Consider the following 17444-nt stretch of genomic DNA (forward strand, 5'->3'; position numbering starts at 1 on the left):
CTGACGACGCAAGCCTATACCTTGCAAGGTGTGGTCGGCGTGCGCCGGGGCAAGGCCCGACTCGAACACCGCGTGCGCGGCATCACGATGCGACAATGTGGCATGTCCAAGCTCGTGCTGATCGACGGATCCTCGTACCTGTACCGCGCCTTCCACGCGTTGCCACCACTGAGCAACGCCGCCGGCGAGCCCACCGGCGCGCTGTTTGGCGTGGTCAACATGCTGCGCGCCACGCTGGCGGCCAGGCCCGACCACGTGGCCTTCGTGCTGGATGCCGCGGGGCCGACTTTCCGCGAGGCCATTGATCCTGCCTACAAGGCCAACCGCCCGCCGATGCCGGAGGATCTGCGCGCGCAGGTCGAACCGATGCTGGCCATCGTGCAGGCGCTGGGCCTGCCGACGCTGCGCGTGCCGGGCGTCGAGGCTGACGACGTGATCGGCACGCTGGCCGCGCGCGCGGCGGCGACGGGCATGGATGTGGAGATCTCCACCAGCGACAAGGATTTCGCGCAACTCGTCGGCCCGCGCGTGACCCTGGTCAACAGCATGGACCGCAGCCGCCTCGATCGCGCGGGCGTGCTGGAGAAATTCGGCGTGGCGCCGGAACGCATCGTCGATTACCTGGCGCTGATGGGCGACAAGGTCGACAACATCCGCGGCGTGGACAAGTGCGGGCCCAAGACTGCCGCCAAGTGGCTGGCCGACTACGGCGATCTGGACGGCGTGATGGCCCACGCCGATGCCGTGCCCGGCAAGCTGGGCGAGAACCTGCGCGCGGCATTGGCCTGGCTGCCGCGCTCGCGCGACCTGGCCACGATCCGCACGGCGCTCGAACTGGATGTCGCGCCCGGGCAGCTCGCGCCGCGCGCGCGCGATGTCGATGCCCTGCGCGCGCTGTACCAGCGCTACGGTTTCAACAACGCGCTGGCGGCGCTTGAGCGCGACGATAACGGCGACACCGTGCCGCCAGCGGCGACGCGGGAGCGCGCCAAGCCGCCGCGGGCCGCCACCCTGGCCACACATGAGGACGTGCCCGATCCGGCGTTGGCCGCACCCGGCACCTACACGCAAATCACCACGCAGGTGCAGCTCGACGCCTGGCTCGAACAACTGCGCGGCGCGCCGCTGATCGCCTTCGATACCGAAACCACCTCGCTGGCTGCGATCGACGCCGAGATCGTCGGCGTGTCCTTCGCCGTGCAGCCGGGCGTGGCCGCCTACGTGCCGCTGGCGCACAACTACCCCGGCGCGCCGGCGCAGCTCGAGCGCACGCAGGTACTGGCCGTGCTCAAGCCGCTGCTGGAAGACCCCGCGCGGCCCAAGCTGCTGCAAAACGCCAAGTACGACATGGAGGTGCTGGTCAATCACGGCATCGCGCTGCGCGGCGTGGCGCACGACAGCATGCTCGAGTCCTACGTGTGGAACGCCACCGCCACGCGCCACGACATGGACTCGTTGGCGCGGCGCTACCTCGGCTACACCACGATCAAGTTCGAGGAGGTCGCCGGCAAGGGCGCCCGGCAGATTCCATTCGCGCAGGTCGACGTGGACACCGCCACGCGTTACGCCGCCGAGGACAGCGACATCACCTTGCGTCTGCACCACGCACTGTGGCCGCGTCTGCAAAGCCTGCCCGGGTTGCGCCGCGTCTACGAGGATATCGAACTGCCGCTGGTGCCGGTGCTGGCGCGCATGGAGCGCCACGGCGTACTGATCGACGCCGACCAGTTGCGCCGGCAGAGCCAGACCCTGGCCGCGCGCATGCATGAATTGACCCAGCGCGCCGAGAGCGAAGCCGGGCAGCCGTTCAATCTCGACTCGCCCAAGCAACTGCAGGCCATCCTGTTCGACAAGCTGGGCCTGCCGGTGCACGTGAAAACACCGGGCGGCCAGCCTTCCACCAACGAGGAGGCACTGGAGTCGATCCGCGACGCACATCCGCTGCCGGGGCTGATCCTCGACTACCGCATGCTGGCCAAGCTGCGCTCGACCTACACCGAAAAACTGCCGGCCATGATCAATCCGCGCAGCGGCCGCGTGCACACCAGCTATCACCAGGCGGTGGCGGCCACCGGGCGCCTGAGTTCGTCCGATCCGAACCTGCAGAACATTCCGGTGCGCAGCGAGGAAGGGCGTGAGATCCGCGCCGCGTTCATTGCGCCGCCGGGCTGGGTGGTCGTGTCCGCCGACTACTCGCAGATCGAACTGCGCATCATGGCGCACCTGTCCGCCGATGCGGGTCTGCGCGCGGCGTTCCAGCGCGGCGAAGACATCCATCGCGCCACCGCCGCCGAGGTGTTCGGCACCACGCCAGACAACGTCAGCAGCGATCAGCGCCGCGCCGCCAAGGCGATCAACTTCGGCCTGATCTACGGCATGAGTGCTTTTGGTCTGGCGCGCCAGCTCGGCATCGGCCGCGGCGAGGCACAGGCGTACATGAACCGCTATTTCGAGCGCTATCCCGGCGTGCGCGTCTACATGGACGCGCTCCGCGCGCAGGCGCAGCGCGACGGCTACGTCGAGACCCTGTTCGGTCGGCGCCTGTATCTGGACGAGCTGAAATCACGCGACGCCGCGCGCCGCGCCGGTGCCGAGCGCGCCGCGGTCAACGCGCCCATGCAGGGCACGGCGGCGGACATCATCAAGCGCGCGATGATCACCGTGGACGCCTGGCTGGCCCCGCGCACGGACGCCAACCTGCTGATGCAGGTGCACGACGAACTGGTGCTGGAGGTCAAACTGGGCGCGCTGGACGAAATCAAGGCCGGCCTGATCACACGCATGCAGGCCGCCGCCGAACTGGCCGTGCCGCTGCTGGTCGAAGCCGGTCATGGTGCCAACTGGGGGCAGGCGCATTGAGGCCGCCGGCGCTGCAGAATCGCCATCTTCCTGATTTGCATGCCAATGAATCGAAAGTAAACGTTTTCAGCGCGCGGCTTTGAACTTTCGCCGGGCATCGCCATCTAATTTTTCGGACGCACGCAACGGCGTCCCCGAGGCTCGTTTCCCCTCCCCTGGTGCGGGCCTCACGGAGTCAGATCCCTCCCCTGGTGCTGACTCCACCCCAACCCCGAGAGCTCCCCCCTGGCTCCCGGGGTTGTTTTTTATGCGCGCCACGAATCGGGCCGCTTCGCGCCACGCCTGCTAGCATCGCGGACGCTGTCGGCACGGGAGGCCGCGCATGAAACCCTGGATGATTTACGGCGCCAATGGCTACACCGGCACACTGATCGCCGCCGCCGCCGCCGCCGCCGGCATGCACCCGCTGCTGGCCGGGCGCGACCGCGAAACGGTGGGGCCGCTGGCGCAACGGCTGGGCCTCGGAAAACGCATCTTTCCGCTGCTGGGCCAGCGCTCGATCGCAGCGAGCCTGGAGGGCATGGATCTGGTGCTGAACTGTGCCGGGCCCTTTTCGGCCACGGCCGCACCGCTGCTGGAAGCGTGTCTGGCCAACGGCGCGCATTATCTGGACATCAGCGGCGAGATCGACAGCTTCGCGCACTGTCATGCGCAACATGAGCGCGCGCAGGCCGCGGACATCGTGGTGCTGCCCGGCGTGGGTTTCGACGTGGTGCCCACCGATTGCGTGGCGCTGATGCTCAAGCACATGCTGCCGCGCGCCGACGAGTTGATCCTCGCCATCGAGGGTGGCGGCGGCATGAGTCCGGGCACCGCCAGGACCAGCCTCGAAGGCGCGCGCAACGGTGGTCGCGCGCGTATGCGCGGGCAACTGCAGCCGGTGCCGCTGGCGTGGAAAACACGCGGCTTCACGCGCGACGGCCAGACGCGGCTGGCGGTGACCATCCCGTGGGGCGATCTGTACACCGCGTGGGTGTCCACCGGTATCGCCAACATCGAGACCTACATGGTGTTGCCGCCGCGCGCGATCGCGACGCTCAAGCGCATGCGCTGGCTGCGGCCGCTGCTGGGCTTCAAACCGGTGACGCGGTATTTGCTGGCGCGCATCGCGCGCGACGTGTCCGGCCCCGATGCCGAGACGCGCGCGCGCAGTCGCAGCCATGTCTGGGGTGAAGCGCGCAGCGCCGACGGCAGCGTGGCGCGCATCGAGCTGGACGCACCCAACGGCTACGCGCTGACCGTGGATGCCGCGTTGGCCATCGTGCAGCGCATGCTGCTGCAACCGCCCGCGTCGGGGTACTGGACGCCGGCGCAATGGCTGGGCGCCGAATTCGTGCTGGACCTGCCTGGCGTGCAGCGCATCGCGACAGCGGCATGACCTGCGCCAGATGGCAGGCGCAACGAGCGCGTATACACTCCGCTTACGCCCACCTGCGCGCCACACCACGCCACGCATGACGACCCAAACCCATTCCAGCCGCCGCCTCGCCCCGCTGCCCTACCTGATCTTCGCCTCGCGCTGGCTGCAGTTGCCGCTGTATCTGGGCCTGATCGTGGCGCAGGCCATTTACGTGGTGCAGTTCCTGCGCGAGCTGTGGCATCTGATCGACACCACCCTGCTGGGCGGTGGCGGCGGCCCCGGGCCGTATTCGCCGGAAGTGATGATCATGCTGACGGTGCTCGGCCTGATCGACGTGGTGATGATCTCCAACCTGCTGATCATGGTCATCGTCGGCGGCTACGAGACCTTCGTCTCGCGCCTGCGCCTGGAAGGCCACCCGGACCAGCCGGAGTGGCTCAGCCACGTCAACGCCGCGGTGCTCAAGGTCAAGCTGGCCACGGCCATCATCGGCATCAGCTCGATCCACCTGCTGGCGACGTTCATCAAGGCCAGCGAACTGCCCGACCGCGTGATCTTCTGGCAGTTGGTCCTGCATCTGACCTTCGTGGTCTCGGCCGTGGCCATCGCCCTGATCGACCGCATCATGAGTCCGCCGGCACGCGCCGCAGCGCATGCCTGAGGTAACCCACCATTCGATTCCCCATGCCAAACCCAGGAGCAGTGCAATGCGCGCAACCCTCATCGTGATCGGACTGCTATTCGCCCTCGGCGGCTTGTGGATCGGCTTTGGCCACGGTCATTACGAACGCACCCAAACCGCCGCCAGTATCGGCTCGCTGACGCTGAAAACCACCAGCGAGCAAAGCATTCCGGCGCCCATCGGCTACGGCTTGATCGTGATCGGCGTGGTACTGATCGGCGCCGGTGCGATGCGGCGACGCTGAACAAGACCCACGCGTAACTCACGCGGTTCCAACGAAACCGCGCGCGGCGTGCGCACGCCGCAGACGCGCCTGGGCAGCCCGCGCGTGCAGCCGGCCTGATGCCGGGTTGCTGTCCTGACTGCGCAGGAAATCCGGCAAGGCCATCCGGATGGCCCGTGCAGCCACACGCGCCGGGATGTGCCGGCGTTGGCAGGCACCGTCCACGCGCTGCGCCCCGGGCGCGACCGATACAATGCGCGCATGGATGTCTCGCACCTGCTCGACGCGCTCAACCCGGCCCAGCGCGAAGCGGTCAGCGCGCCCGCCGGCCACCTGCTGGTGCTGGCCGGGGCCGGTTCCGGCAAGACCCGCGTGCTGACCCACCGCATCGCCTGGCTGATCGAGGTCGAGCGTGTGCCGCCGTGGGCAATCCTCGCGGTGACTTTCACCAACAAGGCCGCCGGCGAGATGCGCGGGCGCCTCGACGCGCTGCTGGCCGGGCGCACGCAGGGGCTCAGCGTGGGCACCTTCCACGGCATCGCGCACCGCCTGCTGCGCCGCCACTGGCAGGAGGCGCGCCTGCCGCAGATGTTCCAGATCCTCGACGCCGACGACCAGCAGCGCCTGGTCAAGCGCGTGATCAGCGGCCTGGGTCTGGACGAAGCGCGCCATCCGCCGCGCCAGGCCACCTGGCAGATCAATGCATGGAAGGACGAGGGCCGGCGTCCGGACATGCTCGAGGATCGCGGTCATCCGCAGACGCGCGCGCAGATCGACATCTATCGCGCTTACGAAGAGGCCTGCCGCCGCGCCGGGCTGGTGGATTTCGCCGAGCTGCTGCTGCGCGCCCACGAACTGATGCTCGAGCAGCCCGCGCTGCTGGCGCACTACCGCGAGCGCTGGCGGCAGTTGCTGATCGACGAGTTCCAGGACACCAACACGCTGCAGTACGCGTGGATCCGCGTACTCGCCGGCAACACGGGTCAGGTGTTCGCGGTCGGCGATGACGATCAGGCCATCTACGGCTGGCGCGGCGCGCGCGTGGAGAACGTGCAGCACTTCCTGCGCGATTTTCCGGGCGCGCGCACGCTGCGTCTGGAGCAGAACTATCGCTCGACCGCGACCATCCTCAAGGCCGCCAACGCGCTGATCGCGCACAACGGCTCGCGCCTGGGCAAGCAGCTGTGGACCGCGGGCGCGGACGGCGCGCGCATCGCCCTGTACGCCGCCTACAACGAGCTGGACGAGGCACGGCATGTGGTGCAGCGCATCGCCGAGCATCTCGATGGCGGCGGCCGCGCCGACGATTGCGCGATCCTGTATCGCTCGAACGCGCAATCGCGCGTGTTCGAGGAACAGCTGATGCAGCAGCGCATCGGCTACCGCGTGTACGGCGGCCTGCGCTTTTTCGAGCGCGCCGAGATCCGCGATGCACTGGCGTATCTGCGCCTGGCCGCCAATCCCAATGACGATGCCGCGTTCGAGCGCGCGGTCAACACGCCGCCGCGCGGCCTCGGCGAGCGCACCCTGGACACGCTGCGCACCCACGCACGCGCGGCGCGCGTGGCGATGTGGCAGGCGGCGAGCCTGCTGCTGGCCGACAAGTCCGCGCTCAGCGCGCGCGCCGGCAACGCGCTGCGCGGTTTCATGGAGCTGATCCAGCGCATCGCCGCCAGCGCGCCGGATGCCAGTGGCGGCCTGACCCTGGCCGAGCATGTCGCGCAGATGCTGGCGCTGTCCGAACTGCGTGCGTTCTACGAAAAAGACAGCCGCGGCAACGCCGAATCGCGCGTCGAAAATCTCGACGAATTGATCAGCGTCGCCGCGCGCTTCGAGCCCGGCCCGGAAGACGTCGAGGCCGGCCTCGGCGTGCTGGCCAGCTTCCTCGGTCATGCCGCGCTGGAGGCCGGCGAGGCGCAGGGCGAGGCCGGCCAGGACTGCGTGCAGCTGATGACGCTGCATGCGGCCAAGGGCCTGGAGTTTTCCATCGTGTTCCTGGTCGGACTCGAGGAAGGCCTGTTCCCCAGCCAGAAATCGCTGGACGAGGACGGCCGCCTGGAAGAAGAGCGCCGCCTCGCCTATGTCGGCCTGACGCGCGCGCGCCAGCGCCTGCTGCTGAGCTACGCCGAGTCGCGGCGCCTGCACGGCACCGAGATGCTGGCGCGGCCCTCGCGCTTTCTCGCCGAGCTGCCCGCGGCACTGATCGACGAGGTGCGCCCGCGCGTGCAGGTCAGCCGGCCGCTGTATGCGCCAGCACGCGCGCACGCAGTGGAAGAAGAGACGGATTTGCCCGCGCTGCGCCTCGGCCAGCGCGTGCGCCACGCGCAGTTCGGCGAGGGCGTGGTGACCGCTGCCGAAGGCGGCGGTGCGCACACACGCGTACAGATCAATTTCGCCCAGGCCGGCAGCAAATGGCTGGTGCTGGCCTACGCCCGGCTGGAGGCGTGCTGAGGCAAACCGGGGCCCGGAACGCGCAGTTCATCACCGGGCCCTGTGCGGGGACGACGAAGACGTCGTGCCATCCGCCAGGCCTGGTCGCGGATCAGCGTGGCGCCGGCCCCTTGACCACCTCGACGAAATCCTTGGGCCTGATGTACTTGGCGAAAGCAGTCCGGATTTCCGGCGCCGTCACGTGCAGATATTGCCGCGCGGCGATGCTGGCCTGGTCCAGCGGCAGATCGTGCTGCGCGTAATACAGCAGCGCGCCGCCGATGGCGTTGATGCTGGACTCGCCCAGCGGAATGCGCCGGATCAGCATGCCCTGCGCGCGCTTGAGTTCCAGCGCGCTGATCGGCTGCTGCTGCATCTGCTCGATATCGCGCACCACGATGGCGCGCGCCTGGCCCACCTTGTCCGCATCGCAACCCAGCGTCACCCGGTAGGTCGAGCGCGTGCGCCCGATATCGAAACTGGAGCTGACCCCGTACACCAGCCCGGTCTTGACGCGCAGATCGCGCCACAGCCGCGAGGCGAAACCGCCCTGACCCAGCACCTGGTTGCCCACGGTCAGCGCATAGCGCGCTGGATCGCGCAGCGTCAGCGGTGTGTTTTGCACCAGCGCCACGGTGTCCTGCACGCTGGTCTTGTCCGGCACCACGCGCTGCGCGGGCCGGTTGGGCGGCACCGCCGGCAGATCCAGCTCGGGCCTGGCGCCCGGCACCCGCCAGCCGGCAAACTGCGCGCTGATCACGCGCAGCGCCTGCGCGGGGGTGACCTTGCCGATCACCACGATCGTGGTCAGGTCCGGGCGCATGATCTGCGCGTAGTAGTTTCTGACATCACCGTAGCTGAGTTTCATCACCGAAGCCGGCGTGGCCTCGCGCAGCGCCGGGTCATGGACCGGCAGCAAGGCCTGCTTGATGGCGCGTGCAAACAGATAATCCGGCGTGTCCATCTGCCCGGCCAGCGCCTGCGCGGTCTGCTGCCGCACGATCCTGAAGGCGGCCTCGGGCAGCGCCGGGTGCAACTCGTTGTCGGCCAGCAGCTGCACCGCGCGCGCGAAGTGCGCGGATGGCGCCGCGATGGCAAAGCTGTAGCCGGCGTTTTCACTGGCGGCGATGTCGTCCAGCGCCTTGCGGAACGCCAGCCGGTCCAGCGTCGTCGTGCCAAAGTTGAATAGGCCCGAGAGCACCTCGCCGACGCCGTCCTGGCCCCTGGGTTGCTGCAGGTCGGGCTGCGTGCGCACGCTGCCGAGCACGGTGATGGTGTCGCTGATGTTCTCCGGCTGCACGATCAGGCGCAGGCCGTTGGCCAGCGTCGTGGAGTACGGCTGCAGCGTGGACTTCGGCAGCGCCAGCTGATCGAGTGCGGCGTCGGCCCAGTGCGGCAGCGCCACGGGTTTTTCGGGCGCCGCGGCGAAGCTTTCGGCGCCGCCGAAGCCCTTGCCGGCGACCGGCTTGCCCGAAGGTTCGGGGGTAAGGATCGCGGTAATCACATGCGCCGGCTGCAACACGCTGCGCGCGAGACGATCCACCGCGGCCGGGGTCACCGCGGCGTAGGCCGCGGCCATGTCCTCGGGCGAGTCCAGACCCTGGAAGGCCAGCGCGTGGGTCCACGCATTGGCCAGGCCGGTGATCGAGTTTTTCTGGAATGCCAACTGCGCGATGGCCTTGCGCTTGGCCGCGGCGACCAGATCGGCGGGCACGCCGTGCGCGGCGTAGCCGGCCAGAATCGCGCGCATCTGTGCCAACAGCGCCTCGGCATCGCCGCCCTTGGCAAATGCACCCACGGCATAGCCGATACCGGCGCGTGGCAGGAACTGGCTCTGGAAGCTGGCGAACAAGGCCTTGCCCTGCGGCACCAGCGCGTACAAAGCGCCGCGCTGGCTGCCCAGCACGCGCGCCAGGATATCGGCGCTGGCGTAGTCGCCGGCCTTCAGCCCGGGCATGCGATACGCCAGTACCGCCACGCCGACCGGGTAATCGGTGGGGTAATGCAGCGTTGCCGCAGCCACCGGCTGGAAGTCGTAGCGCGGCCGCGCCGGCAGGCGCTTGCGCGGAATCGCGCCGAACAGGCTCCTGATCTCGGTCAGCGTGGCCGCCGGATCGACATCGCCAGCCACCACCAGGATCGCGTTGTTGGGTGCGTACCAGGTGTCATAGAACTTTTTCAGCAGCGGCGCCCCGGTCCGGTTGAACGAGGGCCGCGTGCCCAGTGCATCGTGCGCATAGGGCGTGCCCTTGAACATCGCCGCCAGCAGTTGCGTGTTGAATACGTAGAACGGATCGGACAGGTCGCGCGCGACTTCCTGCTCGATCGCGCCGCGCTCCCTGGCCCAGCCGACCGGGCTCAGATCCAGCCCGCGCATGCGCAGCGCCTCGATGTGCAGCGCCACATCCAGATCCTGCGCCGGCGCGGTGAAGTAGTACGAGGTCACCGCTTGCGTGGTGAAGGCGTTGAAATCGCCGCCCATGCCGGCACCGATCACCGCCAGTTGATCGCGCGTGAGGCCCGGACTGCCGCGGAACATCATGTGCTCCAGCGCATGCGCGGTCCCGGGGAAACCCGCCGGCGCCTCGTCCGATCCGGCCAGATAGCTGACTTGCGTGGTGACCACCGGCGCCAGCGTATTACGCACGATCACCACGCGCAGGCCGTTGTCCAGTGTGGCGCGCACCACCCCAGGTTGCGCCGCCGCGGCCAGCAGCGGCAGCGCCAGCAGGCATGCGGCGCTCAGCCAGCGTGACCAGGTGTGCATGCGATCTCCCTGAAGGCCGCGCCGCATGGCGCTCACCTACTGACCGCGCCTGACGCGAGCGGTTCCCCGCGCGGCGGGTTCAGCCGCGCCGGCCGCTGATCCGCGCCCAGTCCTCGCGTCGCGCGATGTCCAGCCCGACCGCACCCAGCGCGGCGTAGTGCGCGCGCACTTCCTCGGCCTGCCCGACGAGGACGCCGGACAGCGCGAACGCCGCGCCCGGCGCCAGCGCGGCCAGCAGCCGCGGCGCCAGTTGCAGCAGCGGCGCGGCGAGAATGTTGGCCACCAGCACGTCGCAGCGCGGCGCCGGCAAGGCCTCGGGCGCATGCACCGCGAGCTGCGCGGCAACCTCATTGCGCTCGGCATTGTCGCGGCTGGCGATCAGCGCCTGCGGGTCATTGTCCACGCCGATCGCGCTGGCCGCGCCAAGTTTCAGCGCGGCGATGGCGAGGATGCCCGAGCCGCAACCGTAATCCAGTACCGTCTTGCCGCGCAGATCCTGCGCCTGCAGCCACTCCAGGCACAGCGCCGTGGTCGCATGCGTGCCGCTGCCGAAAGCCAGCCCGGGGTCCATGCGCAGGACCACGGCATCGGCGTCCAGATCCGCGGGTTCGATGTTCCACGGATACACCCACAGCCGCTGGCCGAAACGCATCGGCTGGTAGCGGTCCATCCACGCGCGCGTCCAGTCCTGGTCGGGCACTTCGCGCACCTCGACAAGTTCCGGCGCCAGCTCGGGCAGCAACTCGAACAGCGCCGCCAGCAACCCGCGTCGATCCACTTCGGCGGCGAACAAGGCCTGCATGCACAGCGTTGCCCACAGCGGCGTCTCGCCCACGCCGGGTTCGTAGATGGCGCTCTCGTCGGGCGTGTCAGCCCGCGCATCGGCGAGGGTCACGGCCAGCGCGCCGAGATCCTCCAGCGCCTGTTCGGCGCGTCGCTGCAGGTTGCTGGGCAGGGCGAGTGCAAGTTCGAGAAAGGGCATGCGCGCGGCGTGGTGGCGGGGCAGACGCCATGATCGGACATCCATGCGCGCCGGCAAAGCGGGCGTCGTTCAGTCCATCTCATGCAGCAGCGCGTGCATGCCACCGCGTACCGAACAGGCCTGCGGATAGCCGATGCCGCGCAGCAGGTGCGCGGCGATCAAGCTGCGGCGCCCGCTGTTGCAGACCAGCAGCAGGGGGACGTCGCGGCGCCGCTCGAGCAACTCGATATTCTCGACGAACTCGCTGCGGTCCAGTTCGCCCGGCGCGTCGGCATCGAGGATCTCCTGTTCTTCCTCATCCAGGCTCAGGCCCAGGTGCTGCTTGAAATGAAAGAACGGCACATGCAGCGTATCGGGCAACGCGCCTTTCAGCTCCAGCTCGAAGGGCTGGCGAATATCGATCAGACAGGCCGCGCCCTGGCGCGCCATGGCCAGGGCCTCGCTGGCGCTGCGCTCGATCGGCGCATCGGCCAGCACAACGGCGCGAGGTTCGGAATTCGGGGTCATCGCAAGATCCATGGGTGCTTCGCTGCAGGCGGGGCGCGCTTGCGCTCGATTTCGCAGCGCACCATGCATGGACAAGCGCGACGGCGCGCGGTTCCAAACGGCGCTGAATGAAGCCGTGCATTGCCGATCATGCACACGCGGCGTGAGTCTTTCGTAGGCTCGACGATCACCCCGGGCCACGCCCGCGGCAGAGGCTGTGAAAAATTCGAGCGCCGTAGCGAGAGCGTCGCCAGGCGTTCGGGACAAGGTGCGTTGTGGGCAAATCCGGGGAGTTTGGTAAGCCAAATGACCCGGATTTTCCCGCAGCGCGCCGCCGGCACGGGCGTCTGGCGGCGGTCGCAGCAGGCGGGCGATTTTTTTACAGCCTCTCAGCCCAGCTTGATGCCCTTGTCCTTGCGCTCGAGCAGGCGTTTCTCGAGGTAGTGGATGTTCTGCCCGCCCTTGCGGAAACCGGCATCGGCCATGATGCGCAACTGCAGCGGAATGTTGGTTTTCACGCCCTCGACGATCAGCTCGCCCAGCGCCACGCGCATGCGCTCCAGCGCGATGCCGCGGTCGTTGCCGTGACAGATCAGCTTGCCGATCATCGAGTCGTAGTTGGGCGGCACGCGGTAGCCCGAATACAAATGCGTTTCCATGCGCACGCCGGGACCGCCGGGCGCGTGGAAGGTAGTGACACAGCCCGGCGAGGGCATGAAGGTGTCGGGGTCCTCGGCGTTGATGCGGCACTCGATGGCGTGGCCGCGCATCACGATGTCGCTCTGCTGGATGCGCAGCGCCTCGCCGCCGGCGATCAGCAACTGCTCGCGCACCAGATCGATGCCGGTGACCATCTCGGTCACCGGATGCTCGACCTGGATGCGCGTGTTCATCTCGATGAAATAGAACTGCCCGTCCTGATACAGAAACTCGAAGGTGCCGGCGCCGCGGTAGCCGATGCGCAGGCAGGCGTCCACGCACACCGCGCCGATGCGCTCGCGCTGTTCGGCGGACAGGCCCGGCGCCGGGGATTCCTCGACCACTTTCTGGTGGCGGCGCTGCATCGAGCAGTCGCGCTCGCCCAGGTGGATGGCGTGGCCCTGGCCGTCGGCCAGCACCTGGATCTCGATGTGGCGCGGGTTCTCGAGGAACTTCTCCATGTACACCTCGGGATTGCCGAACGCCGCCTGCGCCTCGCTGCGCGTCAGCTGCACCGCGGTTTCCAGCTCGGCCTCGTTGCGCACCTCGCGCATGCCGCGACCGCCGCCGCCGCCGGCGGCCTTGATGATCACCGGGTAGCCGATCTCGCGGCCGAAGCGCCGGCAGGTGTCCATGTCATCGGCCGGCAGCGGACCGCCGGAGCCGGGCACGCAGGGCACGCCGGCTTCCTTCATGGCGCGGATGGCCTCGACCTTGTCGCCCATCGTGCGGATGGTCTCGGCGCGCGGACCGATGAACACGAAGCCGGACTGCTCGACCTGCTCGGCGAAATCGGCGTTCTCGCTGAGGAACCCGTAGCCGGGATGGATGGCGTCGGCGTCGGTCACCTCGGCGGCGGCGATGATGGCCGGGCCGTTGAGGTAGCTCTCGCGCGGTGCCGCCGGGCCGATGCAGATGGCCTCGTCGGACATGGCCACGTGCTTGAGGTTGCGGTCGGCGACCGAGTGCACGGCCACGGTCTTGATGCCCAGCGCGTGGCAGGCGCGCAGGATGCGCAGCGCGATTTCGCCGCGATTGGCGATGACGACTTTTTCAAGCATGGGGGCACCGGGACTCGGAACTCGGAACTCGGAACTCGGGACTCGACCCAAGCCGGGATGGCTGCACGGCGGCGCCGGCGCGCTGCGATGCGATGCGATTTTCGCGTGGCAAGGATCGAGGCCCGTGCGGGGTCATCAGCCGATCACGAACATGGGTTCGTCGAACTCCACCGGCTGGCCGTTCTCGACCAGGATGGCGACCACGGTGCCGGCCTTGTCGGACTCGATCTGGTTGAACATCTTCATCGCTTCGATCACGCCCAGGGTTTCGCCCTGCTTGACGCTCTGCCCGACCTTGACGAAGGGCGGCGCCTCGGGGCTGGAGGCCACGTAGAACGTGCCGACCATGGGCGAGCGCACCACGTGCCCGGCCGGCAGGGTGGAGCCGGCATGTGTTGCGGCGGTCGCGTGCGCCAGCGGCGCCGGCGACGCAGCCGCGGCATCCTCGGCGCGCAGCGCGGGCAAGTTGACCTGCGTCGCAGGCGCGCTGGCTGGCGCGGCGACGCCAGTCTTGGGCACGCGCGACAGACGCACGACTTCCTCGCCCTCCCTGATCTCCAGTTCGGCCAGGTTGGACGCTTCGAGCAGGTCGATCAGTTTCTTGATTTTGCGCAGGTCCATGAACGGTCCCGGTGAAAGTGTGAATGAATGACCATCCCTGGTGCGTGACGCCGGCCCGGCCTGCCCTGGCCGGGCGCGCGCCGGCGCGTGATGCGCTTCAACGCATCACGCGAAATCTTCCGGCTCGCCCCTGATCTCCAGTTCGGCCAGGTTGGACGCTTCGAGCAGGTCGATCAGTTTCTTGATTTTGCGCAGGTCCATGTGGGGCCTCGTGCGGTGGAATGGGAATGACCGGCGCGCGGAGCCATCCGGCTCAAGCCGCGCGCGCCAGATGGGCGAGCAAACCGAGCAGGCCCAGGCGATAGCTTTCCGCGCCGAAACCGGCCACCGTGCCGACGGCGATGTCGCTGAAATACGAGTGCCGCCGGAACGGTTCGCGCGCCTGCGGGTTGGACAGGTGCACCTCGACGAAGGGAATGGCCACGGCCAGCAGCGCGTCGCGCAGCGCCACGCTGGTATGCGTGTAGCCGGCCGGATTGAACACGATGCCGGCCACGCCCTCGTGCCGCGCGGCGTGGATGCGCTCGATCAGGGCGTGCTCGGCGCTGGACTGGAAGGTGCTCAGCGCATGCCCGGCGCGCTCGGCTTCGCCGCGCAGCACGGCGTCGATGGCCGCCAGCGTGGTGTGCCCGTAGTAGCCGGGTTCGCGGCTGCCGAGCAGATCGAGGTTGGGGCCGTGCAAGGCCAGCAGTTGCGCCACGCCAGTGGTCCGGGTCATTGGGGTGCGGAAGTCTGGACCGATACGAAAAACTTGTCCAGTTCGGCGCCATTCGGCGACGTTCGTTGCTATTGCACGGCGGGCGGCAGCCAGGCCTGCAGTTCGGGCGCGGTAAACGCGCCGTAGTGGCGCTTGAGCATACGCCCGTCCGGGGCGATCAGCACGCTGTAGGGCAGGCCCTGGCGTGTGTTGCCAAAGGCCAGACCGGGATGATCGGCGCGCGGCAGCAGCACCGGGTAATCCAGCGGCGTGGTTTTCAGGAACGCGCGCACCGCGTCCGGCGCGTCCTCGGCGATGCCGATCACCTGCAGGCCGCGCGGCCCGGCGCGCTGCTGCAGCGCGCGCAGCACCGGCAATTCCTCGCGGCACGGCGGGCACCACGGCGCCCAGAAGTTCAGCAGCAACCAGCGCCCACGCCACTGATCCAGCCGCACGGGCTTGCCGGCGAGATCCGTCAGCAGCGGATCGGGGCGCGGGGCGCCGGCCGTGAAAGCCGGTGCTTGCGGCGCTGGCGCCAACATCGACGGCGGTGGCGGCTGCAGCGCGCGCTGCAGCGCCCAACCGCCCACGGCCGCCGCCAGGGCCAGCAGCAGGATCACGACCGGCAGTTTGCGCATCGCGTTACAGCCCGGCGCGCGCCAGACGCCGCAAAAACCCCGCGCTGCCCTCGGCACCGACCAGACGCTCGGCGGTCTGCTCGCGGCCATCGGGCGCGATGAACAGCGTCGCCGGCGGACCCAGCAAATCGTAGCGCTTGAGCAGGGCGCGGCTGGCGGCGTCATCCGAGGTGACATCGACGCGGATCAGCGCCAGCGGCGCCAGCGCGCGCTCGACCGCGGGGTCGACCAGGGTGCCGTGCTCCATTTCCTTGCAGGCCACGCACCAGTCGGCGTAATAGTCGATGAGCGCGCCCTGATGCGCGGCGCGCGCCTGCGCCAGCGCGGCATCCAGTTGCGCCGGCGTGGTCACGCGCCGCCAATGCAGGGCGCCGGAAGTCTGTGGCGCGACACCCGCGCCGGCGAACACCGCCAGCGGCGACAGCAGCGCGCGGCTGCCGGCCAGTGCCCCGGCCAGCTCGGCCGCGCCCAGCAGCAGCAGGATCAGCGCCAGGCTCATGTGCAGCTTGTGCCAGCCGCCGGCTTCGGCCGGCAGGCGCTGCAACACGCCCAGATACACCGCGCAGCCCAGCAGCAGTACGCCGCTGAGCGCGAGAATCCAGCCCGGCGCCAGCACGCGATCGAGCATCCAGATGGCCAGCCCCAGAAACAGCACGCCGAACACCGCCTTGACCGTGTTCATCCAGGCGCCCGCGCGCGGCATCAGGGCCCCGGCCGCGGTGCCGAAGGCCAGCAGCGGCAGGCCCATGCCCAGGCCGAACACGAACAGCGCCAGCGCGCCAAACGCCGCGCTGCCCTGCTGGCCGATGTAGATCACCCCGGCCGCCAGCACCGGCGTCACGCACGAGGTGACGATCAGCGCCGAGAGCATGCCCATCACCGCGGCACCGACCAGTGAACCGGCTTTCTGCTGATTGCTGGCCCCGGCCAGACGCGTCTGCAGCCGCGCCGGCAACTGCAGTTCGTACAAGCCGAACATGCTCAGCGCCAGCAACACGAACAGCAGCGCCATGGCGCCGATCACCCAGCCGTTCTGCAGCGCCGCCTGCAGGTTGGTGCCGGCCAGACCCGCGATCACGCCGACCGCGGCATACACCAGCGCCGCGCCCAGCACATACACCAGCGACAGCGCGAAGGCGCGGCCGGCGCGCGCGCGCGTGCCGCCACCGGCGATCAGCCCGGACAGGATCGGCAGCATCGGCAACACGCAGGGCGTGAACGCCACGCCCAGTCCGCCGAGGAAAAACAGCAGCAGCGCCCACGCGCGATCCTTGCCCAGCAGGCCAGCCAGGCGTCCGGCTTCCCCGGCCTGCGCATTGACGCCAGGCACGGGCGCCGCGGCGGCAGTCGTGGCCTCAGCAGGCGCGGCGGCGGCGGCGAAAGCCTGCGTCGCGGCGGCGCCGGGCGCCGGCGCGGCAAACGCCGCCTGCGCGCCCGCCGCGGCCGGCGGCTGCAGCGCATTGGTCGCCGCGCCGACCTGCACCATGCCACCGCCGATCGGCAGGTCCAGCTCATCGGTGTGCGGCGGAAAACAGATCTGCGGCGGCACGGCGTGGCAGCCCTGATACGTCACCGACAGGCGCAGCACCTTGAGTCCGGCCGGTGCGCTGAACGGCAGCGTCGCGTCCATGTGCTTGTAGAACACCACCAGGCGACCGAGGTACGGATCGTTCTCCACCACGCCCGGCGGGAAGCTGGCCTTGCCCAGCGTGACGCCGGCATCCAGCGCCTTGAAATGCGTGCGGTCGCGGTACAGGTAGTAACCCGGCGCGATGGTCCAGTCCAGCCTGGCGCTGCCGGGCGCGGCCTGCGCGGACAGGCGATAGGCCTGGTTGAAGGCGAGCAGGCCGCCGGCGGCGCGGGCGGGCGCGGGCAGGCCCAGACCCAGCATCAGGCAGGCGGACAGCAACAGCAGCAGCAATCGGTTCATCGGCGGGGG

The 17444-nt window shown here is 69.2% G+C and carries 13 protein-coding genes; 5 read left to right on the forward strand and 8 right to left on the reverse strand.

The features are described from left to right. Nucleotides 1–102 precede the first annotated feature (102 nt). The 5 genes from polA to uvrD all read left to right on the forward strand — a co-directional run bounded on the left by polA (nucleotide 103) and on the right by uvrD (nucleotide 7575). Nucleotides 103–2859, forward strand: coding sequence for a DNA polymerase I (polA, locus tag Mschef_RS01245; protein WP_081126753.1), 2757 nt, complete (start codon nucleotides 103–105; stop codon nucleotides 2857–2859). Nucleotides 2860–3181: 322 nt separating this feature from the next. Further along, nucleotides 3182–4237: a saccharopine dehydrogenase family protein gene (locus Mschef_RS01250; protein WP_081126041.1), complete on the forward strand. Its 1056-nt coding sequence runs from the start codon at nucleotides 3182–3184 to the stop codon at nucleotides 4235–4237. Between the two features lie 76 nt (nucleotides 4238–4313). Next, nucleotides 4314–4880 (forward strand): TIGR00645 family protein, encoded by a 567-nt coding sequence (locus Mschef_RS01255; RefSeq protein ID WP_081126042.1) that lies wholly within the window; start codon nucleotides 4314–4316, stop codon nucleotides 4878–4880. Between the two features lie 46 nt (nucleotides 4881–4926). After that, nucleotides 4927–5145 carry a hypothetical protein gene (locus Mschef_RS01260; protein ID WP_081126043.1) on the forward strand — a complete coding sequence of 73 codons (219 nt, stop codon included), beginning with the start codon at nucleotides 4927–4929 and terminating at the stop codon, nucleotides 5143–5145. Nucleotides 5146–5385: 240 nt separating this feature from the next. Next, on the forward strand, nucleotides 5386–7575 hold the full coding sequence (gene uvrD / locus Mschef_RS01265; protein WP_081126044.1) for a DNA helicase II: 2190 nt from the start codon (nucleotides 5386–5388) through the stop codon (nucleotides 7573–7575). Between the two features lie 91 nt (nucleotides 7576–7666). Here the strand turns inward: uvrD and Mschef_RS01270 are convergent, their stop codons facing one another. From Mschef_RS01270 to dsbD, 8 genes are all read right to left on the reverse strand, one after another. Beyond that, nucleotides 7667–10321 carry a M16 family metallopeptidase gene (locus Mschef_RS01270; RefSeq protein WP_081126045.1) on the reverse strand — a complete coding sequence of 885 codons (2655 nt, stop codon included), beginning with the start codon at nucleotides 10319–10321 and terminating at the stop codon, nucleotides 7667–7669. Between the two features lie 79 nt (nucleotides 10322–10400). Next, nucleotides 10401–11303, reverse strand: a complete 903-nt coding sequence (prmA, locus tag Mschef_RS01275; RefSeq protein WP_081126754.1) for a 50S ribosomal protein L11 methyltransferase — start codon at nucleotides 11301–11303, stop codon at nucleotides 10401–10403. Nucleotides 11304–11372: 69 nt separating this feature from the next. Beyond that, complete coding sequence (locus Mschef_RS01280) at nucleotides 11373–11810, reverse strand: rhodanese-like domain-containing protein (protein ID WP_081126755.1); 438 nt, start codon at nucleotides 11808–11810, stop codon at nucleotides 11373–11375. 368 nt (nucleotides 11811–12178) lie between these two features. Continuing rightward, nucleotides 12179–13549, reverse strand: coding sequence for an acetyl-CoA carboxylase biotin carboxylase subunit (accC, locus tag Mschef_RS01285; RefSeq protein WP_081126046.1), 1371 nt, complete (start codon nucleotides 13547–13549; stop codon nucleotides 12179–12181). A gap of 135 nt (nucleotides 13550–13684) precedes the next feature. Continuing rightward, on the reverse strand, nucleotides 13685–14170 hold the full coding sequence (accB, locus tag Mschef_RS01290; protein ID WP_081126047.1) for an acetyl-CoA carboxylase biotin carboxyl carrier protein: 486 nt from the start codon (nucleotides 14168–14170) through the stop codon (nucleotides 13685–13687). Nucleotides 14171–14423: 253 nt separating this feature from the next. Next, nucleotides 14424–14870: a type II 3-dehydroquinate dehydratase gene (aroQ, locus tag Mschef_RS01295; protein ID WP_081126756.1), complete on the reverse strand. Its 447-nt coding sequence runs from the start codon at nucleotides 14868–14870 to the stop codon at nucleotides 14424–14426. Nucleotides 14871–14956: 86 nt separating this feature from the next. Beyond that, nucleotides 14957–15505, reverse strand: a complete 549-nt coding sequence (locus Mschef_RS01300; protein ID WP_081126048.1) for a TlpA family protein disulfide reductase — start codon at nucleotides 15503–15505, stop codon at nucleotides 14957–14959. Between the two features lie 4 nt (nucleotides 15506–15509). Continuing rightward, nucleotides 15510–17435 (reverse strand): protein-disulfide reductase DsbD, encoded by a 1926-nt coding sequence (gene dsbD, locus Mschef_RS01305; RefSeq protein ID WP_081126049.1) that lies wholly within the window; start codon nucleotides 17433–17435, stop codon nucleotides 15510–15512. Nucleotides 17436–17444 lie beyond the last annotated feature (9 nt).

The organism is Metallibacterium scheffleri, assembly GCF_002077135.1.
GTDB lineage: Bacteria > Pseudomonadota > Gammaproteobacteria > Xanthomonadales > Rhodanobacteraceae > Metallibacterium > Metallibacterium scheffleri.